Annotated in this window: 18 protein-coding genes; 13 read left to right on the plus strand and 5 right to left on the minus strand. The window is 57.4% G+C overall.

The window, feature by feature from the left end; genetic code table 11:
• Window positions 1-236 precede the first annotated feature (236 nt).
• Window positions 237-1,232 (minus strand): PP2C family protein-serine/threonine phosphatase, encoded by a 996-nt coding sequence (locus PSR62_RS17370; protein WP_274404271.1) that lies wholly within the window; start codon window positions 1,230-1,232, stop codon window positions 237-239.
• 248 nt (window positions 1,233-1,480) lie between these two features.
• Here PSR62_RS17370 and PSR62_RS17375 point away from each other — a divergent pair, with 248 nt between their 5' ends.
• Window positions 1,481-2,653 carry an endonuclease/exonuclease/phosphatase family protein gene (locus PSR62_RS17375; protein WP_443217287.1) on the plus strand — a complete coding sequence of 391 codons (1,173 nt, stop codon included), beginning with the start codon at window positions 1,481-1,483 and terminating at the stop codon, window positions 2,651-2,653.
• A 199-nt stretch (window positions 2,654-2,852) separates the two neighbouring features.
• On the opposite strand, the gene PSR62_RS17380 is transcribed toward PSR62_RS17375, so the two are convergent.
• Complete coding sequence (locus PSR62_RS17380) at window positions 2,853-3,317, minus strand: FKBP-type peptidyl-prolyl cis-trans isomerase (protein ID WP_274404273.1); 465 nt, start codon at window positions 3,315-3,317, stop codon at window positions 2,853-2,855.
• Between the two features lie 182 nt (window positions 3,318-3,499).
• Between PSR62_RS17380 and PSR62_RS17385 the strand changes: the two genes are divergently transcribed.
• The 4 genes from PSR62_RS17385 to PSR62_RS17400 all read left to right on the plus strand — a co-directional run bounded on the left by PSR62_RS17385 (window position 3,500) and on the right by PSR62_RS17400 (window position 7,249).
• Window positions 3,500-4,318 carry a sugar phosphate isomerase/epimerase family protein gene (locus PSR62_RS17385; protein WP_274404274.1) on the plus strand — a complete coding sequence of 273 codons (819 nt, stop codon included), beginning with the start codon at window positions 3,500-3,502 and terminating at the stop codon, window positions 4,316-4,318.
• 90 nt (window positions 4,319-4,408) lie between these two features.
• A complete protein-coding gene (locus tag PSR62_RS17390) occupies window positions 4,409-4,858 on the plus strand; it encodes an RbsD/FucU family protein (protein ID WP_274404275.1) in 450 nt (149 codons plus the stop codon).
• Window positions 4,855-6,387: an SLC13 family permease gene (locus tag PSR62_RS17395; RefSeq protein ID WP_274404276.1), complete on the plus strand. Its 1,533-nt coding sequence runs from the start codon at window positions 4,855-4,857 to the stop codon at window positions 6,385-6,387. The genes PSR62_RS17390 and PSR62_RS17395 overlap by 4 nt, the downstream gene beginning before the upstream one ends.
• Complete coding sequence (locus PSR62_RS17400; RefSeq protein ID WP_274404277.1) at window positions 6,305-7,249, plus strand: SMP-30/gluconolactonase/LRE family protein; 945 nt, start codon at window positions 6,305-6,307, stop codon at window positions 7,247-7,249. The genes PSR62_RS17395 and PSR62_RS17400 overlap by 83 nt, the downstream gene beginning before the upstream one ends.
• 343 nt (window positions 7,250-7,592) lie before the next feature.
• Here PSR62_RS17400 and PSR62_RS17405 read toward each other — a convergent pair whose 3' ends face one another.
• Together PSR62_RS17405 and PSR62_RS17410 are read right to left on the minus strand one after the other, a co-directional pair.
• Window positions 7,593-8,996 carry a DUF1552 domain-containing protein gene (locus PSR62_RS17405; RefSeq protein ID WP_274404278.1) on the minus strand — a complete coding sequence of 468 codons (1,404 nt, stop codon included), beginning with the start codon at window positions 8,994-8,996 and terminating at the stop codon, window positions 7,593-7,595.
• A gap of 51 nt (window positions 8,997-9,047) precedes the next feature.
• Complete coding sequence (locus PSR62_RS17410; RefSeq protein ID WP_274404279.1) at window positions 9,048-11,684, minus strand: DUF1592 domain-containing protein; 2,637 nt, start codon at window positions 11,682-11,684, stop codon at window positions 9,048-9,050.
• A gap of 672 nt (window positions 11,685-12,356) precedes the next feature.
• Here PSR62_RS17410 and PSR62_RS17415 point away from each other — a divergent pair.
• The 8 genes from PSR62_RS17415 (at window position 12,357) to PSR62_RS17455 (ending at window position 20,134) form a co-directional block, all read left to right on the plus strand.
• Window positions 12,357-13,481 (plus strand): SPFH domain-containing protein, encoded by a 1,125-nt coding sequence (locus tag PSR62_RS17415; RefSeq protein ID WP_274404280.1) that lies wholly within the window; start codon window positions 12,357-12,359, stop codon window positions 13,479-13,481.
• A 59-nt stretch (window positions 13,482-13,540) separates the two neighbouring features.
• Window positions 13,541-13,981: an S-adenosylmethionine decarboxylase family protein gene (locus PSR62_RS17420; RefSeq protein WP_274404281.1), complete on the plus strand. Its 441-nt coding sequence runs from the start codon at window positions 13,541-13,543 to the stop codon at window positions 13,979-13,981.
• A 62-nt stretch (window positions 13,982-14,043) separates the two neighbouring features.
• On the plus strand, window positions 14,044-15,561 hold the full coding sequence (locus PSR62_RS17425; RefSeq protein WP_274404282.1) for a DUF4178 domain-containing protein: 1,518 nt from the start codon (window positions 14,044-14,046) through the stop codon (window positions 15,559-15,561).
• Window positions 15,561-15,728, plus strand: coding sequence for a hypothetical protein (locus PSR62_RS17430; protein ID WP_274404283.1), 168 nt, complete (start codon window positions 15,561-15,563; stop codon window positions 15,726-15,728). The genes PSR62_RS17425 and PSR62_RS17430 overlap by 1 nt, the downstream gene beginning before the upstream one ends.
• Window positions 15,729-15,836: 108 nt before the next feature.
• Entirely contained in the window at window positions 15,837-16,109 is a 273-nt protein-coding gene (locus PSR62_RS17435) for a DUF350 domain-containing protein (protein ID WP_274404284.1), read from the plus strand.
• A 2,067-nt stretch (window positions 16,110-18,176) separates the two neighbouring features.
• Entirely contained in the window at window positions 18,177-18,575 is a 399-nt protein-coding gene (locus PSR62_RS17445; RefSeq protein ID WP_274404286.1) for a DUF7674 family protein, read from the plus strand.
• Between the two features lie 638 nt (window positions 18,576-19,213).
• Window positions 19,214-19,621 (plus strand): hypothetical protein, encoded by a 408-nt coding sequence (locus tag PSR62_RS17450; RefSeq protein WP_274404287.1) that lies wholly within the window; start codon window positions 19,214-19,216, stop codon window positions 19,619-19,621.
• A gap of 90 nt (window positions 19,622-19,711) precedes the next feature.
• Window positions 19,712-20,134, plus strand: coding sequence for a hypothetical protein (locus PSR62_RS17455; RefSeq protein WP_274404288.1), 423 nt, complete (start codon window positions 19,712-19,714; stop codon window positions 20,132-20,134).
• 400 nt (window positions 20,135-20,534) lie between these two features.
• Here the strand turns inward: PSR62_RS17455 and PSR62_RS17460 are convergent, their stop codons facing one another.
• Window positions 20,535-21,683: an IS91 family transposase gene (locus PSR62_RS17460; protein ID WP_274403800.1), complete on the minus strand. Its 1,149-nt coding sequence runs from the start codon at window positions 21,681-21,683 to the stop codon at window positions 20,535-20,537.
• Window position 21,684 lies beyond the last annotated feature (1 nt).

Consider the following 21,684-nt stretch of genomic DNA (forward strand, 5'->3'; position numbering starts at 1 on the left):
TCCCTCAAAATGAAGACAGAATGTTTCTCCAGCCCAAGCAACCGCTCCCATCCGAACAACCGGAAGAGTTTGCCGATACCGAAGCGTTGAGCTCGATCCAACGTATCCTGCCACCGGGTGCCCGCTCTCGCCCCTGATCAACCTGTCCCCGTCGCCGGGATGGTTCGCTGATCAATCTGCACGCCGACAAAGCACGCTCAAGCAACTTGATCCTTGGAGTGTCTGGTGATCGGCGTTCAGCGTTCGTCCGGCAGCGTGTCTTCATTCGCGAAGGTTTGAAGTTCTTCGAGGCTCATCGATTCGTCCGAATCGGGCTGCAGATCACTCTCGTCATCCAAACGGACCAAGGGAACCGAACGAGGCGGGTCGTCTTGGCTGGTTGATGCCTCGGTTGCCCGAGGGCGACTGACCACCACGGTGATGTTGTCGACTCCACCGGCCCCGTTTGCCAACGAGATCAGATGATCAGTCATGGCCTCCATGTCATCCCCGTACTGGTTGACGACGGACAACAACGCGGCTTCGTCGATGTAACGGGTCAACCCGTCACTGCACAGAATCACGGTGTCATTCTCTTCCAACTGGACGCGATGGACCTCGGCGATCAGGTCGTTGCGTCCGTGTCCCCCCAGAACATTCCAGAGCACATTGGACCAACGACTTCCAGCCTCATCTTCCGGTTTCATCCCCCCGGCATCGACCAACTGTTTGGCCAGCGTGTGATCGGTCGTCAGCTGTTTGCACTTGCCATTGCGAATCAAGTAACAACGGCTGTCCCCCGCATGCACGACATACATTCGCGGCCAGACGATGTAGGACAACGTCAACGTCGTCCCCATCCCGCGATGCTCAGCAGTGCCTTTGGATTCAGACAACAGCTTGGTATGAGTCTGCTGCAGCAATGCCTTCAATGATTCGATGAACGCTTCATCGTGATCTTCATCCAAATGAAGAAACCAGTGGACATTGTTCAACAACTGAGCGATCAAATGATCGATGGCCAAGTTGCTGGCTCGACGTCCCGCCGCGTGGCCTCCCATTCCATCCGCGACCACCAACAACTGCCCGCTGCGTCCACCAAACAGCATCGACTCTTTGTCCAGCGGCAAGCTGGTGGAATGGATCTGCATCGACTTCCGCAGCTCAGCAATCAGGAACTGATCTTGATTGTCATCCCGATGCTGCCCAACGTCCGTCCGACCGGCAGCGTGAATCTGTGCTTCTTTGTTCACTGGATCTCAGGGACTCGAATTCGAATCGAAGTTCTCAACCGCACCCTTGTGCACCATCCCGCACCAATTGATGACCACTCGGATCAACGTGTTCATTGATCCGAGCCCTCCAGTCATTGTCAGGCAGGGGCTGGCCTGCGAAAACGGACAACGTCTCGCGTTCCTCGCATTGTAACGTTCCCCCGTCCTGGTGGTTTATGAATTTGCGTCTGGCTTTGGCGGTTTCTATTCTCTGGATCCCAGTGGACATGTTGAAAGCGTCAGGGCAACAGGTTCCGCCTTCACCCAACATTCTGACGACACCAATGCCGGTGGACAAATCAACGGCCCCCCTTCGCGTCGCTTCCTTCAATGTTTCGTTGTACGGAAAGAGCGCGGGCGACGTCGCAAAACGTTTGCTCGCGGGGAACGACTCCCAAGCCACCGATTTGGCGAGCGTGATTCAGGCCATCCGGCCCCACGTCTTGCTACTCTGTGAAATCGATCATGAACCGGAGGGGCGCACGCTGAACGCCTTCGCGGATGAGTACTTGTCTCAGGGCGATTTGCCGCTGGAGTACCCGCATCGCTGGTCGATCCCAACCAACACAGGGCTGCTTGGACAACTTGATCTGGACGACGATGGCGATGTCGAACTCCCCACCGATGCTCACGGTTTTGGTCAGTATCCCGGGCAATATGCGATGGCGATCCTCAGCCAATATCCAATCGACCGCGACGCGGCCCGCACGTTTCAAACGCTCCGCTGGTCGACAATGCCAGGTGCCTTGCGGCCGATTGATCCCGTCACCGAACAGCCCTACCACAGCGACGAGGTTTGGAACTCGCTGCGGTTGTCGAGCAAGAACCATGTCGACATTCCGGTTTTGATCCCCACCTTGGAATCTTCCACCCTACACGACGGTCGAAAGACTGAAACGATTCCGCTGCACGTGCTCGCCAGCCACCCGACTCCGCCGGTCTTCGACGGCGCAGAAGATCGCAACGGCAAACGCAATCACGATGAAATCCGATTTTGGAACGAGTACGTCACCAACGCCCATGCCGACTGGATGGTTGACGACATGGGAACCGCCGGAGGATTGAAACACGATTCCCAAGGATCACCGCCGGCGTTCGTGATCGCGGGTGATTTGAATTCCGATCCCAAACAAGGCGACAGTCTCCGCAGCGGCATCACCAACTTGCTCAACAATCCTCGGGTCCAGGACCCGCGACCGACCAGCCCGCAACACGGCATCTCCACCGCGAAATTTGGTCGCAACGAGATTCGAGTCGATTATGTGTTGCCATCCAGCAACCTTGACATCGTCGGTTCGGCCGTCGTTTGGCCGGATGCTCAAACGGACCTGGGAAAACAAATTCGCGCCACCGATCATCGTCTGGTTTGGATCGACATCCAATGGCCGAGCTCGAACTAGAGCTCATCCGCCGGAGCAGCGCCGAAGTCGCTTGTTCCGGCCTACCTGAGAAACCGATCACTCCTGGCATCGAGTTTCCCCGGGATCGCGTTCCTTCCCCATTTTAGCGGAGCAACGCAAGCCGCCCGAAGCGGCGATCCCGGAGGGCTCGCGTCTTTCCGCTGCAGAAGAAAGCGGAAAGTTGTTGCGGGACGTTTCCTCAGCGGACGTCGTGCAGTTCGACTTTGAAGTGCAGCGTTGCGTTGGGCGGGATCGTGGGCGGATTGCCGGCTGGTCCGTAGCCGAGTTCCGGTGGGACTTCCAGTTCGATCATCCCGCCTTCCCCGATCAGTTGCACGCCTTCGGTCCAGGCGGGGATCACGCTGGAAAGATTGAAGTCCGTTGATTCGCGTCGGTTGTAGGAACTGTCGAATTCCCGGCCACCTTCCAGCCAGCCGACATAGTCCACCGTCACAAAACTTTCGCGTCCGGGTTTGTCACCCGACCCCACTCGCAGAATCCGGTACTTCAATCCCGATTCTGTCGTCGTGAATTCCGTAGGCGCATCCGGATCGGCCGGCCCTGGTGAGCTGGTGCGGGCCGTTGGCGAGCATCCCAGGGGCAGCATCGCGATCGCCAACACGAACGCCAGAGAAGCATGAGTGAGCTTGGTTCGATAGATCATCGTTTCAATCGGTTGGAAGCAGCGGAATCGGAATGAACAGCACGGCAAAGCGAAAGAAGCATACTCCCGCCATCGATTTTCGTTGCACGTCTGCCATCTTGGGGCGTGACAGCCTACATTGTCAGACCGAGACAGGACCAGATCCCGACCCAAAACCCACCAATTGAAGATCGCTCTGAATCATGCCTTTCCGTTACGCAATCTGCAACGAAACATTCGGTGACATGCCCGTCGAAGATGCCCTCCGCATCGCTCGGGACGCAGGCTACACCGGATGGGAAGTCGCCCCTTTCATGTTGGCCGACGACATCTCCACCTTTTCCAAATCGGATCGTCGCGCCTACCGCGACCAGATCATCGAGGCGGACATGCAGTGCGTCGGTCTGCATTGGTTGCTGGCCAAAACCGAGGGCTATCACCTGACGACGCGGGACGCGATCACGCGAGCGAGCACCACGGCTTACCTCAGCGACCTGGCGGAACTGTGTTCGGACCTGGGCGGAAAAGTCATGGTCCTTGGATCGCCGCAGCAACGCAATCGAACCGAAGGCCAGACGATCGAAGAGGCCATGGAATACGCCGCCGAGGTCCTGCAAGGCGTGATCCCGGCGCTGCACTCTCACGGCGTTCGAATCGCCCTGGAACCTCTCGGCCCGACCGAGGGTGACTTCCTGAACACGGCTGACCAAGGGGTCGAATTGGCTCGCATGCTTGGCGATGACCACATCGGTTTGCACTTGGACGTCAAAGCCATGAGCAGCGAGTCGAAGCCGATCGAAACCGTCATCCGCGAACACGCTGATTCGATGATCCATTTCCATGCCAACGATCCCAACCTGCTGGGGCCCGGCATGGGCGACGTGCCCTTCGAGCCCATCATGAAGGCTCTGGCGGACGTCGAGTACGACGGCTGGGTCAGCGTCGAAGTGTTCGACTATTCGCCGGGCGCTGAAACCTTGGCTCGCCAAAGCATTGCCAATTTGAAAAGCAGTGTTGCCTGATCGGCACCTCCTCCCACACGACGGTCGCCCTTCCGCAACCGTCGTTGCATTCCCCGCTCTATCCCATCGCATCTTGATCGAGGCGTCCCCATGCTTTTGTCCAACTTGATCCACCCCGAGATTTCTGCCATTTGTGCGGCCGCTGGCCACCACAGCACCATTTTGATCGCGGACGGAAATTACCCCGCTTTGAATAAACGCGGCCCCAATGCGAAGCTGGTCAGCCTGAACCTCAGCCCTGGTTTGGTTTCCTGTGACCAAGTTCTGAAAGCGCTGCTTTCGGCGGTTCCCGTGGAAGCCGCGATGACCATGCAAACCGAAACCGACGGCCCCTACGCCCTCGATGGCGATCCACCGGTCTGGGAAGAGTACCGCCAATCATTCCAGGACGCCGGCAGCTGCGTGGAACTGCAACCGCTCGAGAAGTGGTCATTCTATGACCATGTGATCACCGATGACCATGTGCTGACGATCCAAACCGGAGACCAACAGCGCTATGCCAACCTTCTGCTCACCCTCGGTGTGCGGATGGATGGATGAGCTTTGAAAAACTGTCCCGTTGGATGCTGCCGATCGCGCCGTTGGTTGCGCTCGGCATCTGCTTCTACGCTCATCAGGCTGGGTTGTCGGCACCCGCGACCGCGTGCGCTGGCGTGGCAATGGTTTGCGCGATGTGGTGGATTTTTGAGTGCCTGCACATTGCCGCGGTAGGACTGCTGCCCTTCGTGGCGCTCCCGACCCTGGGCGTGGTCAGTCACCGCGACGTTGCCGTCGCCTATGGGCACACGATGATCCTGCTGTTGCTGGGCGGCTTTCTGCTATCCGCCGCGATGGAACGCAGCGGCGCTCACCGCCGAATCGCGATCAACATGGTTCGCTTGGTCGGCGGACGCGGCGGGAAACGCTTGGTGCTGGGGTTCATGCTAGCCACCGCTTCCCTGTCGATGTGGATCAGCAACTCCGCCACCGCCCTGATGATGCTGCCGATCGCGCTGGCGGTTTTGTCCCAAGCCGACGATCCGAAACTTCGCGTCCCATTGCTGCTGGGCATTGCGTACTCGGCCAGCGTCGGTGGCATGGCGACTCCCATCGGGACGCCTCCCAACGTGGTTTTCATGGGCGAAATGCAAACCAAATTCGGTGTCGACGTCCCCTTTGGCACTTGGATGATGTTTGGCTTGCCGGTCACCCTCATCATGCTACCGATCATCTGGTGGTGGCTGACCCGCGGGATCGATGACGTTCGACCAGTCTCAATGCCGGGCATGGCACCGATTGCCCGCAACGAAATTTTGATTTTGATTGTGTTTGCGGTGACTGCCTTTCTGTGGGTCTTTCGTTCCAGTCCGCTGGGTGGATGGACGGGATTGCTGCCCTGGGACGGTGGCATGATCGGCGACGCCACCATCGCTTTGGCTGCGTCCTTGTTTCTGTTCATTTGCCCGAACGGCTTGGGTGACGGCGAACGTCTGATGGACTGGGACACCGCCGCGAAAATCCCTTGGGGGATCTTGATCATGTTCGGTGGCGGCATGGCCCTGGCCACCGGTTTTGACCAATCGGGATTGAGTGTCGCGATCGGTCACCAACTGGCATTTCTAAAGAACGCCCCGCCTTGGTTGATCGTGCTGTCGGTCTGTTTGCTCGTCACGTTCCTGACTGAAATCACCAGCAGCACAGCCACCGCGATGTTGCTGCTTCCCATCTTGGCCGCGTTGTCATTGGAAGTTGGCCTGCCGCCCGAATTGCTGATGTTGCCGGGAACGATCAGCTGTTCCTGTGCGTTCATGCTGCCCGTTGCGACGGCACCCAACGTGATCGTGTTTGGTGCCGGTGGCATCCGAACCGATGAGATGGCACGCAACGGTTTGTTCCTGAACCTGATCGCTGCCGTTGTGATTACGATGGTCTCTTTGACCGTCGCGGGAATGGACTGGATGCCGCGATTGGATCTTGCCCCACCAGTCCATGAAAGTGAATCCTCAAATGAATCCAGTTCGTCGGCGGCTGTTGGCTTGGGTCGCAATCACATCTTCCTCGCTTCTGGCATCCCCACTTTTCGCGGATGAACCTGGCTCCAACGCTCCCGCGCCCCACTCGCGTTCGGTCGTCCAAACCGACGCCACGTTGAAACTGGTGGGAGACTCTTACAAGTTCACCGAAGGCCCGATCGCCGACGATGATGGCAACGTGTACTTCACTGACCAACCCAACGACCGGATCGTTCGGTACGACGCCGCCACCGGACAGTTGACCGATTGGATGTCCCCCTGCGGTCGCAGCAACGGCCTCGACTTCATCGCACCGAATCAGTTGATCGCCTGTGCCGACGCCAACAACGAACTGTGGTCGATCGATCTTCGCGATCAGTCGCACAAGGTTCTGATCGATTCGGTCGACGGACGTCGCTTTGGTGGCCCCAATGATTGCTGGGTCGACGCTGACGGTGCCATCTACTTCACCGACCCGCTCTACCAACGTCCCTACTGGAACCACAAAATCCCCGCGGACAATCCACGCGGCGTTTATCGTTTGTCCAAGGACGGGAAGCTGACCCAGGTGGCGGATGATTTGGTCCAGCCCAACGGGATCATCGGCGACCCCGAAAACCGCCAGCTTTGGATCGCCGACATCGGGGACAAAAAGACCTATCGCTACGACATCGCGGAAGACGGAACGCTCGCCAATCGCAAACTGTTCTGTGAGATGGGCAGTGACGGCATGACGCTGGACCAAGAGCGCAACCTTTACCTGACCGGCGGTGCCGGAGTGACCGTCTTCGATGCCGGCGGGAACAAGCTGGAAACAATTGCCGTTCCCAAGGGCTGGACCGCGAACGTGACCTTCGGCGGCACAGGGCACCAAGAACTGTTCATCACCGCCCAAGATTCTGTGTACACGCTTCCCATGCGAGTCAGCGGCTTGCGCTGATTCGTTTTTGAAGCCTTTGTGGGCCAGATCCGACCAGGCGTACAAGCAACAACGCCTTCGTCGCAGTCCAATGCGATCGCCGGATTCGCCGGACCGTCGCCAGATTCGCCAAGAATTCGGACCTGTTCCAACTCGAGCCTCTGAATTCTGGCGAATCCAGCTACTGCCAACTTCACAACCCGAACGCGTCAGCGAGGGACCACACTGAATTCTGGCGAATCCAGCTACGTAGGTGGCTTGGTCGATGCGCTGATGTCAGCCACACCGGGCGATTGGATCAAAACGGCTTCGCACGAGTTCGCAATGATTGCTCGGTGCAGAAGCCCTGAGATCACGATCCCCCTTACGACAGATCCACCCGGCCAGTGCTGTCACCGATTTGTTCGGCTGGTGTGCCGACCACGTCGAGCATGCTGAGGAACAAGTTTGCCATGGGAGTTTCCTCGGCGACTTGCAGGTACCGGCCCGTCTTGATCTGACCTCCGCCACCACCAGCCAACACGATCGGCAAATCATGGTGGGTGTGACGATTCCCATCGCCCAGTCCACTGCCGTAAAGCACCATCGAATTGTCCAGCAAGGTGCCGTCGCCCTCTTGCACCGATTCCATTTTCTCAAGGAAATATGCGAATTGCTCCACGAGATACTGATCGATCTTTTGGATCTTCTCGACGGTCTCAGTCTTGTTGCGGTGGTGACTCAACCCGTGGTGAGCTTCCTTCACGCCAATTTCAGGGTAGGTGCGATTGCCACCGGCGGTGTCCAGCATGAAAGTTGCGACTCGCGTGGTATCGGTTTGGAAGCCAACGACCATCAGGTCATACATCAACCGAGCGTGCTCGCGGAACGCGGTCACGCGTCCCATTGGGACCTCCAAATCAGGCAATGATTTGCGGTCTTCGGCTTCGGTTTGTTCAATCCGAGTCTCAATTTCGCGAACGCTGGTGAAGTACTCATCAAGCTTGCGTTTGTCGGTCTTGCCGACCTGTTTCATCAAACGTTCAGCATCGTCACGGACCACGTCCAGGATGCTCTTTCGAGCCATCCGTTGCTTGCGTTCCAAGGCCGCGTCACCGGAACCGAACATCCGTTCGAACGCCAGCCGCGGAATGGTTTCCTTGGGCATCGGCTGCGATTCGTTCTTCCAGGAAATGTTCGAAGAGTAAGCACAGCTGTACCCCGAGTCACAACTGCCAGCGTTGCGACTGCCGGTCAAACCGAGTTCGATCGAAGGCAACCGAGTTTGTCCCGCCAGCGCCGTTGCGGCGACTTGGTCAAGCGAGATGCCCAGCCGAATGTTGCTGCTGGTTTTGACAGGCCGCGCCGCCGTCAAGAAAGTCGATCCACCGCGAGCGTGGTCGCCGGCACCATCTTTGCCAGCCCGTCCGTTCTCGTGGGTCAAGTTCGAGATCACGTTGAGTTTGTCTTTGTAGGCTTCCAACGGTTTGAGCGTCTCGCCCATTTCCCAGTTGTCCCCATCCACCGTGGGACGCCAAGACGGCTGAATGACTCCGTTGGGGAAGAACACGCAAGCCATGCGAACCGGACGCGAAGCGTCCGTGATTTGCAGTGCCTCCTTCGACGCATAGGCACTTCGACCAGCCGGCGTCATCGCCTCAAGCAACGGCAAACCAAGAGCCAACCCGGATGCACGCAGCATCGTTCGTCGGCTCAACCGGGACGATCCCACTTGAACAATCGAGTTGGGCTGATTGGGAGCAGGGGGGACGTTCATCGAGTCTTTCATTTGACTTTCCTTAGTTCTGGCGAGGAGCCGTTGGCAGGCAGGAACGAACGATCAAGAGGTAGGGACGCTGGTGGACAAAAACGGAGGGCTGTTGATGACACCTTCCACAAGGTCTCGCAATCGGAAACCATCGCTTTCGGCGTCGTTCAAAATGACTTCGACAAAGCATCGGTCGGCCGGTCGCAATTCACGACCGATGGCGAACGAAAGCAACCGTCGAACAGTTGTATCGGCAAAACGTCGGCCTTCTGTTCTGGCTAACATTTCACTCAATTCCATCGCGCCCCGGAAAGAACGCCCACCCGGCAGTTCACCGGTGGCATCGGCGACCGATGGGTCACTGGGCGGACGAAGTCGACCAAGGTGATCCATCGTTTCCAAACCAAATCCCAACGCATCCATGACACGGTGGCAGGAGGCGCAACCGGGATCAGCGCGGTGCAATTCCAACTGTTCACGTAAAGTCGCATCGGCCGAAGCCGCGCGGGTGGCTTCGAGCTCAGGCACGTTTGGCGGTGCTTCCGGCGGTGGCGTCCCCAGCACGTTTTCGAGAATCCATTTCCCTCGCAAAACCGGTGAGTTCCGCGTTGGATAGCTGGTCAGCGTCAGCACACCGGCGTGGCCCAAAATGCCACGTCGACCGGCATCCGCCAGAGAAACCTTTTGCAGCTGATTCGCTTCCTTCGGATTCGGCAGTTCAACGCCATACCAATCCGCCAACGAATCGTTGACGAACGTGTAGTCCGCAGTCAGCAATTCGGTGACCGGCAGATTGTTCTTCAACACATGGTCGAACAACGCGTGCGTCTCGGCGGCCAAGTCATCGACGGTGATCGACGGACCTTCTTCATTGCCACCAAACGCCGCCATGTCGCGAGCGTTCAGGTTGCCCAGACCAAACCACTGCGTCGCGAATTGCTCGCCCAATGAATTCGACTTGGGGTCGTCCAACATCCGCCGAAGTTGATCCCGACGTTTGGACTCGTCAATCAACTCATTTTTCTTTGCGGCGTTCAACAACGCCTCGTCCGGAAGACTGCTCCACAGGAAGAACGACAACCGGCTAGCCAGCTGAGCGGAGGACAGCGGAACGGCCTCCCCCGACGCAGCCAATTCACGGGCTTCGTCCGACTCTGGAAGCTCAATGCGGAACAGGAAACTCGGCGAACACAGAATCGCGGTGATGGCTTGTTGCATCCCGACATAAAACGACTCCTGCCGATTGGTGGCGTCTTCCACCAACTTCGCGTATCTCTGGACTTCCTCTTCGCTGACTTCGCGACGAAACGCGCGTCGCATCAATGGTTCCAAATTGACTTCCGCCGCCTTGAGCACGTCTTCCCAACGATCGCCACGCTGACGAGCCATTCGTGGGATCAGCTGTTTCTGGGTCTTCGGAAGATCCTGGCGAGTGTGAGCCGAGGGACCGTCGATCGAAACTGTCTTGAACTTGAAATTGAATTCTTCGCTGGAAATCCGGCGATCGATTTCGATCTTTTCTCCGGCGGGCAACACGGTCTTGGCGAGTTCTGCATCCGTGAATCCCTGCACACGTTCTGAAATCGATTCTCCGATTCGCCACGGATCCTGGCGATCTTCGGCCTTGGGCAGTTCATCAGCCCAGGTGTCGGTCGGTGAAAAGAAGAACCGATGCTTGCCGGGTTTCAACGTTTTCCGAAACGACTCGCCATCTGTTGGCCCGCTCTTTTCTTGGTAGTTGAAATCCAGAATCTCGATCAACCGCCCCTCTTCGTCGTGCACCATCACACAACGATTGACCTTGTCGTTGACCTCTTTCTTGTCGTTTTCCGCTTCGTCCTTCTCGCCTGAATCGTCGTCGGACGGATTCATCGCCGATCGCACCACGTTCGTGCCGCCGCGAATGTCGAACGAGTATTCGCCTTCGATCGGAACCTCGACCTCGACCCAAACCATGCCGTCGCCACGAATGAACCATTCGCCGAACGAGGCCAGCTTGGCTTCACCGATCGTGTGCAGAGTCTGGTCTGCAAAAGTCTTTTTGAGCGACGGAAGGGTGGCTGGATCAACGATCACTGCCGAAGCCACGGACTCACCCGCTTTCAGGTACTTTTCCATCAACATCGTCGACAGCGACAACACATCGGCGTTGTTGTCGAAGCCACCACCAACTTCATCCGACGGAAATTGATCCGCGGGACGCAGATCCACCCCAAACAGATCCCGAATCGCGTTGTTGTATTCCGCGCGGTTCAAACGACGCGCCGTCACCCGTCCGGGCTTGGGACGCAAATCACAGGTCGCGTGAAAGACCAAATCGTCCAACTGGTCAGCCAGTTCACGACGCTCTTCGATGGTTGGCAGCGCCGAGTCTTCCGGCGGCATCGCGCCGAACCGAATCATGCTGATCGAGTGCATCGCCAACTCGCTGTTGTCGCGAACCTTGTCGGCGGTGCTGAGCAGCGACAGATCGACTTCAGCTTCTTGATAGTCCGCGTTGTGGCAATCGAGACAGAACTCTTCCAACTTCAGAAAACCAGTGGTTTCCCAATTGGAAAGATCAACCGTCAACGGTTCACTCGGCGTGGATTCGGCGGGGGTGTCCTCGTCGGCGTTGGCTGTTGAAAATGCCAACAAAGCCAGTGCACTCGCGAGCGATAACAACACGCGAGGCCATCGAGTTCCCGGCAGGATGCGATTGGATCTCATGGGCGGGGCGAGCGTTCCACAACAGAGCTGGATTGTCTCCAATCTCTCTCCGTCGGGCGACTCAATCGTAAAGGTAGGTGGGAAAGGGAAGGCAGGACTGCAAGCATTGTACGCAACCGCCCACTGCAGGCGATCAGAACGAGTCGCAGCGCCGTTCATTGTAGCAGATTGAGCAGGCCGACCGAAGAGCTTTCGCAAAATCGATGGAGAATTCAAAACGGCTGATTCTGGGCGTTTCAATCGGCCCTTTGCCGAACTGGAGGCCCCCGATGCTCCAACGCCAAAACATTTTCGGCTGAACTGGCTCGGGACGTTGATTTGATACAGAATCGGGTGGTCAGCGGTTCAAAGCCTGGAGCCCCAGTTGGCCGAAATTCCCTTCGCCGAGCAGATTAAAAATCAGCGTTTTCTGATGGCTCATCGCGCCCCACTCCTTTCCAAATCGAGCCCTTCACAAACAAGGACGGGTGTTCCGATTGTTGGGCCCCGCTTGTTGTTGATTGGCATTTCGCCGGCTCCGGGACGGGCAGATGCCCCCGGCGTTGGCCGGGGAACGCTAGAATTCTGCTACCGGGATTCCGTTCGGATTTTTGGGTTGGTCACCGTTTGACCCTGCCCCCCAACCGCCCTAGGCTTGGCAACGATTTCGAGACCGTACACAGGAGACGCGACGTGGGATTGTTTGATCTGATTCGTTCCGAGTTGATTGATATCATCGAATGGATCGATGACACACAGCACACATTGATGTGGCGGTTCCCTCGGCACGACAACGAAATCAAAAATGGGGCGCAATTGATCGTGCGTCCCGGCCAAACCGCCGTCTTTGTTTACAAAGGCGAAATCGCTGACATCTACCCTCCCGGGCATTACCAACTGACGACGGACAACATGCCCGTCATGACGACCCTGCAAGGTTGGAAGTACGGGTTCAACAGCCCGTTCAAAGCCGAAGTCTACTTCGTCAGCACTCGCCAGCTCACCGATCTGAAATGGGGAACCCCCAACCCGATCATGCTGCGTGACCCCGAGTTCGGCCCGATCCGAATTCGGGCCTTCGGAACCTACGCCTTGCGTGCAGTCGATCCCAAAGCGTTGCTGCTGGAGGTGGTCGGCACCAACGGTGAATTCGGGGCCGACGACGTCAACGTCTTGTTGCGATCGATCATCCAATCGTCGTTTGCGGATCTGATCGGGTCGTCGCAAATCGCAGCCTTGGATCTGGCCAGCAATTACGAACAACTTGCCGCCCAACTTCGCGAGCGTGTGGTCGAAAAGATCGACGACGAATACGGGCTGGATTGCACCCAGTTGTTCATTGTCAACATTTCGTTGCCCGAGTCCGTCGAGAAGGCTCTGGACACGCGAACCAGCATGGGCGTGATCGGCGACATGAACCGGTTCCAGCAGTACCAAATGGGCCAAGCCATGACGTCCGCCGCCGAAAATGGTGGCGGCGGTGGAGCAGCCGAAGGCCTGGGACTGGGCCTCGGTGTCGCCATGGCCGGACGCATGTTGCCGGGCGCCATGCCCCCCGGTGCCGCAGCGCCCGCCGCCAGCCCTGCCGGACCTCCACCACCTCCCGCCGCGACCGCTTGGTATGTGGCCAAAGACGGTGTGACACACGGCCCGTTCACTGCCGACCAAGTCCGTGCCGGAATCGGAAGCGGCGAAATGGGAGCCGAATCCATGGTTTGGGCGACCGGAATGAGCGGTTGGCTGATGGCCAAGGATGTTCCCGCCCTGGCACCCATGCTGGCCGCCGGCAGCCCACCGCCTCCACCGCCCGCCAACTGACTCAGGCACCTGAATTTTCACGGCCGCCGTGATGAAACCATGACAACGGAGTGAACGGAGTGCCCTCAACGCCCCTCAACGCACCGACGAACGCGACGAGCGAGCCAACCGCTGCTGCGCCGTCGATCAGCGTCGGCGGCCAGTGGATCGTCGATGCCTCAGGATGCGATGCCAAATCTCTCCAGTCGCTGACGACGATCCAAGCCATCTGCCACGACGTGATTGAATCGCTGGAATTGAAGATCGTCGGCGTGCCTCAATCGCACGTCTTTGGCCCGCCCCACGGCGTCACCGCGTTGTACCTGCTGTCCGAATCCCACTTGGCCGTGCACACCTACCCCGAACATGGCGTCGCCACGTTCAACCTGGTCTGCTGCCGAGAGACCGCGGTCTGGGACTGGGAAACGCAATTGCAATCTCGACTGCACGCCAGCGACGTGCGAATCCGGCACCTCCGCCGGGGAGCCTGGGCGGAAGCGATCGCCGAGGTCGACGAATGAAGGTTCGCCGCGCTTCGTGCCCCGGTTGCGGGGCACCCGTTGAATTTCGATTCGGGAACTCGATGGTCAGCGTCTGTGAATTCTGTCACACCGCGGTCGCGCGCGGCGACAAAGACATCGAGGACTACGGCAAAGTCAGTGACCTCGTCGAAACCAATTCAGTCGTTCAGATGGGATCCTCCGGTTCCTTCCGCGGCAAACCATTCGAAGTCATTGGCCGTGTCCAGTACGACCACGCCGCCGGCGGAGTCTGGGACGAATGGTACCTGCGGTTCCCCGGTGACAAGATGGCTTGGTTGGCCGAGGCTCAAGGCCAATTGCACCTGACGTTTGAACGCCCGGTCCGAGTCAAATCCCCCTTGCCCGACTTTGATTCATTGTCGCTCGGACAAATGGTTCACTACGGCGGTCAAGACCTCACGGTCGCGGAAACCGGGGTTGCCAAAGCCCGCTCGGCTCAAGGCGAAATCCCTTGGCCATTCCGTCCTGGCGACGATCATCGTTACGTCGATTTGCAAGGTGCTCCCGAACCCGACGGTGGATCCTGGTTTGCAACCTTTGACTATTCGCGCGGCGAACAACACACGTACATTGGCCGCACGGTCACCAAAGAAAAACTGAATCTGTCGACTCCGGATTGGCAACCCGATCCGGACTCCGGAACCATCGCGGTTGCGTCCCTGCACTTGAATTGCCCCAAGTGCGGCGGTTCGTTGGACCTGCATGCTCCCCAAGAAACCTTGCGAGTGGGATGTCAGCACTGCGGCGCGTTGCTGTCCAACGACGACGGACGCCTGAAACTGCTGACGATGCTGGAAAAGCGTGAACTGCACACCTCCCTGCCACTGGGTGTACGAGGCTCGATCGACGGCACCGAGTACATCATCATCGGAATCATGGCTCGATTCGTACGTTATGCCGGCACCACCTACCCGTGGACGGAATACTTGCTGTACGCCCCCGGCGTCGGCTTCCGCTGGTTGGTGGAAAACGATCGGCACTGGTCGTTCGTCCAACCGGTCACCGGACACGCCATGGATCCATTGTCCAGCCGGATTCATCACGATGGAGATTCCTTCCGAATCTATGACCGCGCCACCGCAATCGTCCGGCACGTGATCGGGGAATTCTACTGGAAGGTCCAACAAGGCGATCGCGTCGAGACCGCTGACTTCATCGCGCCCCCTCGCATGCTTTCAATCGAGGACAGTTTCGCAGGCCGAACTCATGAGCGGATCGTGTCACTGGGCACCTACATGAAGCCCGATGAAATCGAAGCCGCGTTCGGGGTCGAGAATTTGACGCGTCCCTGGGGCGTGGGCGTCATCCAACCGTCGCCTCAGATTTCGTTTGGAATCTGGGCCGCCTGGGTGGGCTTCTGCTTTTACATGTTCATCATCTACTTAGGCAACCATCGTTCGGCGTCCGCGGCTACCCCCAGCGCCGATGGATGGATGTTGTTCTACGCGTTGCTGTTTGTGTCCGCGATTCCAATTGGCTGCCTGGTGTTCAAACACAACTTCGAAGTCTCACGCTGGAAAGACAGCGACTTCAGTCCTTATGCCAGCAGTGATGACTGATGAAATTGCTCCGAATCTATCTGATCATTGGCTTTCTTGTCTGCGGTTGGTACTCCGTTGCGGCGTTCCAAGGCTGGCAAGCGGTCAACTTTGGCATCGTCGACAACATGGGCAGCAGCGGTGGCGGAGGCCGCGCTTACGGCGGATCCTGGGGCGGCGGAAAATGAATCACCGCAGTTCGCCATGCCCGCGTTCAACGCCTGATCTCAGCCGGACATTCCTTCACCGAACACACCAAAACTCACTCAAACAAACAAAGCGAAAAGGGAACGACCATGCTTGATCAACTCCGCGGACTGGCCCAGACGACGGAACCACTTCCCACCAGCACCGGCTTGGAATTGCTGCTGCAACACTTGATCGCCGCCTGCGTGTTTTCGGTGGTTGGGATCGTGGTGTTCTTAGGATGTTTGGTGCTGATGGAAAAGCTCACCCCGTTCTCGATCCTGCACGAAATCGGCGAAGAACACAATTTGGCCGTTTCCATCGTCGTGGCCGCAATCGTGCTCGGAATCTCCATCATCATTGCAGCCTCCGTCATCGGCTAAACCACCGCCGCCAGCCTGGGATCCTCCCTTCTACTCCGCCCCCTGCCTCTCCAACGACTTCCCCACGCAACAACGGCCAACAACCAGTCCCGCTCTCCACCGCGGCGGTTGGGCAGTTTTTAAGTGCTGTACTGTTACGCGTTTCTCATCACCCTCCCCCTGAGAGGGCCGAGCGAAGCGAGGGGAGGGTTCAGCATTGAATCCAGCACGGAACCCTCCCCGGCCCGAAGCGGGCCGACCCTCCCGAAGGGAGGGTGAAGTAAAACTGCACGACCTCTGCGTCAAACCTGAAACGAGAGGAGAACATTTGTCCTCCAATGTTTGCGTGCCCAGCCACCGTCGTCGAGCAGCATCACGCGAACGGTTTCCAGTGGACTGCCATAGCAGATGCGTCGCAAAGCAATGGCGAAACGTGTGGCTTGTCACATGCTTCCAAATCCCCGCCTGCTCCACCGCGCGTCGCAAATGCATCGCGACGTGATCGCAAGAAAGCAATCACATCATCGGCCGAAAACTTCCAATCCGGTTCCGTCTTCCGCCGGTGAAATTGGCAAAGCTTTTGGAACCATCTCTTCGCCCAACGCTGCTTCTGTTCGGCACTCGCCGGTTTCGAAAACGTCCCCATCACAACTCAACTCCCGCACCTGAACCGTGTCAATGCAATTCGTGTCATCCAACCTGCCACCTCAGCAAGTCGCTCACCCCGTCGCTTTGCAACCCAAGTGGCTTCCAGCCTGAGAATCCTCCCTCCCAACCCGCAGCGTAAGCGACGCGTGAACAACAAGTCACGATGTTAGCGGTGTGGCGCAAGCCGCCCGGTGAGAAACCGGAGTTGGACGTGGAAGCAACCACGCTTGCCAAGACATTTCAAATGCCGAAAGACTCCTGCCGACCTGTTTAGCGGTGTGGCGCAAGCCGCCCGGTGAGGAACCGGAGGGCTCGTGCCCTTCCGCTATGCAGGTTCGCAGGTGTCATCGGGTATGTGAGCCGTTGGCGTTAGCCACGGTTTTCACGGGCAACCGGGGCGAACGCCCAAACGGCTCACATGGTTGTGCCCGATCATTCCAGCCGACCTGCTTACGTCACTTGTTGTTCGCGTGGTTCGAAGCAAGGCCTCACAGCATCTCCTCCTCCTTCTCCTCCTGCCGATCAAACATAAAACGCTTCCCAAAACGCTCCAACGCAACCAGACGCAACGCCTCCACGTCAGCCACCAAAACTGTCTCGCGTGCGTGAACAAGCTAGGCGGGAAACTCGCGGAAACCACCGCTCAAAGCGTGCGTTTTTGTTCACCGGGTGCAAAAATGCTTGCAAGCCGGGTGCGGATCCCCAAGAATAAGACGGGAATTCCACTGGACACTTTCGCGAGTATCAAAGGATGCAGTCCTTTGGCTCAAGTCCTGCCGTCAAATTGACTGTTAAGATCAATCAGAGGACGCAACGTCCTGGAAGCGTCACGGTGAGAACAAGTCACCCACGTGGACGAAGTCCGCGCCGACTGACGAGAACAAGTGCTCGGAAGGCGACTTATTCCCACCGGCAAACCGTGTAGAATAAACCTCACCACTTATTCCCACCTGTCCAACAGGTGATAAACAAGTTATTGCGACGAATTGGTTGACTGCTCGACGACGTTTGAACCGCTTCGCACATGGATGCCTTGCGTCGCATTCTTTGGTTGATTGCGAATCGCTTGACGGAACATGCTGGTTGGAACGCGACGATTCGCACCTGCACCCGAGTTGGTTCTCAAGTTTCTCTTGTTGGTTCCACGGTTGATTGGCAATCACCGTTCACCCATCATTGCATTCGCAACGACGCTCGATCATTCCATCACAGGTCATTTTCTCGACTTGGTTGGCTTTGCATCAATTCCCGCTTTGTTGTTTCGCCATCCGGCCTGTCGTACAATTTCACTTCATCTGACGGGGCCCGGCCATTCCGCCCCGCACGCAATAACCAATGCATGCTGCGGAGTGGCGGTGGAGACCTACAACAAGTGGAAGTCTCGTTTCCGCCACCACGCAGATGCTCCCCGTTATTTGATTGAGGAGGAACGGACACCGAATGCTTGACCGAGCAGAGGTGATGGCCGTCATAATTGCAGCGTGCCCGGATTTCACAGCAACCTATGGTGCATTCATGGCTGAGTGGGAAGACGAACTCGAAAACCCTTACTACCTTGCACTCGCTGATTTCTCGCGATATGTAATTTCACTGCTTGAAACGCGAGACCGACAACAACTTCACGTGGCATTTGAAACGATCGAACGGTTGCACATCGATGGTGACAAATATGTTCGCGAGGCGGCGACGATTGGAATCCTTGAGAGTCTTCAGAATACGAACCTGCATTCCAACACCATGCCTGACCAATTCCTCGAATTTCTACGTCCGGTATCCTTGCAGTACTGGCGGAAGGTCGAAGACTTCTGGGAGAATGGAACGATCATTACTGACGATTGACACCGGGTCAGAGCGACGGCCAAATAACAATGAAATGCACGCGAGTTGCGGATCACGCGTTTTCTGATGGCAAGTTCGTCCGCCGCAACCGCGTGATTTCTGCCGTTCCTCGAATGAAATGAACGTGCTCTACCAACTTCCTGTCTGGCTGCTCTTTTTCGCAGTGGCCCTTCCGCTGTCGTTCATCGCTTGGTCGTCTCGGCACGCGGCACATGCGTTGTCCGCCGAACCGATTGGCGAAGCAAAGACAATTTACGAAGGCCCAAGTACTTACAATGATGATGGCACACGCACTCAGACGATCACGGTCCAAATTCCGAAGGGGCGATCAGTCACGATTACGCAAACTTTCGGTCCGATCGCGATTACGGCCAATGGGCGTGCATGGGCGGCGTATTCTGTATTGTTGGGTTTGGTCCTCGTGTTCGTAGGGCTGATCGGATTGTTCCATTTCCCCTCGGCGTTGCGACCAAGTTTCGGCTCGGTCGGACCCCAAGCGTCCGAAGCCGAGGAACCATAAAATGCACGGGAGTACGGGTGGTCTGTTTTCTCGTTTGCTTGCAAGTCGTTCGCCCGTACCCCGTGATTTTTAACGTTCGCCGACCGCTAATGGATGCCTCGACTCCGACGTGACGTAAATGCGATTCACAACACGCAACCTACTGGCCGTACCAACGGTGCTAGCGATTTGCTGTGCATCGGGGGTGCTCGGCTGGTCGTGGATCACTCGCAAAGGGGTAGAACTGCACCAACACGCGGTAACGCGTGAACTCACCGAATGGGGCAAAGAATACACAGAGATTAACGACGACGCATCGGCGATCCGCGCTGCTGAAATGATTGCGTATATTCGCACGTACTACGTCCCGCGTCATGGTTATCGCGGGTCGGAAGAAACGGAGCGCGAACTCGAGATTGCGCGAGACACCAGCCTACGCAGTATCATCGACGCTCTCGAACGGTATACTGGACATGAGTTCGGCGGTGACTACTTGGCGTGGTCACGATGGGCCGACTCGAAGAAACAACCGAGCGGCGAACCATGACATGCACGGGAGAACGGCTTGCGCGGTTCTTGAAGTAGAAAGTCTTCCGTCCGTTCCCCGTGATGTCTAACGTTATCGAATTGAAGTTACATGCCCGTTCCCGAGCATCTTTGGCGATTTCCCACTGCTGACGCCATTGCCAATCTCGCGGCGATACTTGACGTTCCGAACCATCCCTCGATGCAAGACTGGGAATGGGAAATTGCAGACAGTTCCCGCATCGACGAGTACCTCGCACTGTACCGCAGCGGTGGCCTGACTAACGATGAACGCTTCACGCTGATGGAAACCATTATTCAGGCGTTTGATGATCTTGACGATCTCGCATCGGATGATCGGTGGCCGGGCATTCTGGCTCTTCTCGACCAAAACATTGACCTACACGCCTATTCCGTTTGGTACTGGGCTGACCTTGAAGACGAACTTGGAGATGAAGGCTGGCAGGTCACACAAGACTTGCGTAAACTGGTGGATGCCCATGTTCCCCGGCTGGCCCCTCAGGACGACCGATAACCAATAAGGATTTGACTTCGCGTGGATGCGGCGGTTGAGTCTCTTTCTCTTTCATGTTGCTTCGTTCGTCGCGGTTCAAAACGCGTCGCCTAGCCGAAGCTCAAGTCCTCTGTTCAAGATGCCCGGGGGTAAATGGCGAGGCGTTGATTGAGGATCTCTTGGGAATTGCTTCCCGGCTGCGTTCTCTAACGAAGAGGCAGGTTGGTTTTGAAGTAGGTGAATTGCTGATCGGCCGTTTGCTCTGTGCCTGTTCCGCTGGCGACGAGTTGGATGGAAGCGGATTGACGCTCATTGCCCGATTAATTTTGAGCTTGAGATTGCTGTCGCGACATACCTTCCTCCTTCGCCCTCCTGAAGACGTTCGAATTCGACCGGTCATTTCACTTCCCCGGTTCATGCGTTACCCACTGTCGTAGTAAGTCAGCCCATGCTCGGGACGGATGCCCTGCGACGACAACGATGTGTAGCTGACCTCAATCGCTCGCATGATCCCGCCGCACAGGCGACACTTCATCGGTGCGGTCAGTGGTTCAACCTGTGGCGCGTAGCCACTGCCCAGCCAGAAAGTCCAGCCAAGCATCAGCCACACCAACCACTTCACCTCCTCGACCTTCACCTTGCTGTTGCCGCTCATCCACCCGTAATGACGAATCTTCATGAAGTTCGTCGGCAACACGTGCTGCAAGAAGTCGCCCACGAACTCTTCGCCGGCAACCTCTTTGTTCTGAACCACGTTTCCCTTGCGACGAATTTGGTACGTCACCGTTTCTGAGTTGACATCGATGATCCGGCTGTCGTTGATCGCGACTCGATGAACGTACGGTGCCAGGTACTTCAGCGTTGGAACGCCGTGCCCGACCGCCTGGATGTCGACGACGAAGTCTTTCGTCCAAGTCTCGCGATCGACTTGGTCATACAGCCCAGCGGCACGAAGCTCATCGGCCAGCTTCGCTTTGTAGACGCGGATCAGCGTGCCGTGATGGAACAAGAAGTTCTCCGGTGTGCTCTGCCATGATTCGGCATTGCCTTGCTCATCCAGTTTCACTCCGCCGCCAGGAACGACATAGTGAACGTGCGGATGATAGACCGCCGGGTCACGGCCCCAGGTGTGCAGCACGCCGAAGAATCCAAGCTGGCATCCTTTCAGGCTCTTGGTTGCCGCGCCCACATCGCGAATGCTCTGACTGCTGGCATCGAACAAGCATCGGTAGCCGTCACGTTGGTGAACGCGCAGCACCAAGCCGATCTCCCGGGGCACCGTGAAAGTGACCAAGAAGTGATGAACCGGCATCAGCTTGGCAGACTGCGTTTCAATCCAAGCCTGCGTCTTCTCGTGACCGCAGTTTGGGCAGTGCCGATTGCCACACGAACGTCCGACCCAGTGATCGCTTCCGCAACCGCCGCACTGGTAGTGAACACCACCCAGTGCACCGGTGCGACAACGAGTGATCGCGCCAAGAACTTTATCTTCGGCGACCGAGATCGAATCGGCGTGTTGCTGCAGGTATGCCGGTGCGAATTGCCGAAGAGCCTCCGCAACCGTGGGCATT

Source organism: Rhodopirellula sp. P2, from assembly GCF_028768465.1.
Taxonomy (GTDB): domain Bacteria; phylum Planctomycetota; class Planctomycetia; order Pirellulales; family Pirellulaceae; genus Rhodopirellula.

Coding starts and splice junctions, on each gene's coding strand:
- PSR62_RS17375 (WP_443217287.1), top strand. CDS start 1,481: ATGTTGAAAGCGTCAGGGCAACAGGTTCCGCCTTCACCCAACATTCTG.
- PSR62_RS17380 (WP_274404273.1), bottom strand. CDS start 3,317: ATGATCTATCGAACCAAGCTCACTCATGCTTCTCTGGCGTTCGTGTTG.
- PSR62_RS17385 (WP_274404274.1), top strand. CDS start 3,500: ATGCCTTTCCGTTACGCAATCTGCAACGAAACATTCGGTGACATGCCC.
- PSR62_RS17390 (WP_274404275.1), top strand. CDS start 4,409: ATGCTTTTGTCCAACTTGATCCACCCCGAGATTTCTGCCATTTGTGCG.
- PSR62_RS17395 (WP_274404276.1), top strand. CDS start 4,855: ATGAGCTTTGAAAAACTGTCCCGTTGGATGCTGCCGATCGCGCCGTTG.
- PSR62_RS17400 (WP_274404277.1), top strand. CDS start 6,305: ATGAATCCAGTTCGTCGGCGGCTGTTGGCTTGGGTCGCAATCACATCT.
- PSR62_RS17405 (WP_274404278.1), bottom strand. CDS start 8,996: ATGAAAGACTCGATGAACGTCCCCCCTGCTCCCAATCAGCCCAACTCG.
- PSR62_RS17410 (WP_274404279.1), bottom strand. CDS start 11,684: ATGAGATCCAATCGCATCCTGCCGGGAACTCGATGGCCTCGCGTGTTG.
- PSR62_RS17425 (WP_274404282.1), top strand. CDS start 14,044: ATGGTCAGCGTCTGTGAATTCTGTCACACCGCGGTCGCGCGCGGCGAC.
- PSR62_RS17430 (WP_274404283.1), top strand. CDS start 15,561: ATGAAATTGCTCCGAATCTATCTGATCATTGGCTTTCTTGTCTGCGGT.
- PSR62_RS17435 (WP_274404284.1), top strand. CDS start 15,837: ATGCTTGATCAACTCCGCGGACTGGCCCAGACGACGGAACCACTTCCC.
- PSR62_RS17445 (WP_274404286.1), top strand. CDS start 18,177: ATGCTTGACCGAGCAGAGGTGATGGCCGTCATAATTGCAGCGTGCCCG.
- PSR62_RS17450 (WP_274404287.1), top strand. CDS start 19,214: ATGCGATTCACAACACGCAACCTACTGGCCGTACCAACGGTGCTAGCG.
- PSR62_RS17455 (WP_274404288.1), top strand. CDS start 19,712: ATGCCCGTTCCCGAGCATCTTTGGCGATTTCCCACTGCTGACGCCATT.
- PSR62_RS17460 (WP_274403800.1), bottom strand. CDS start 21,683: ATGCCCACGGTTGCGGAGGCTCTTCGGCAATTCGCACCGGCATACCTG.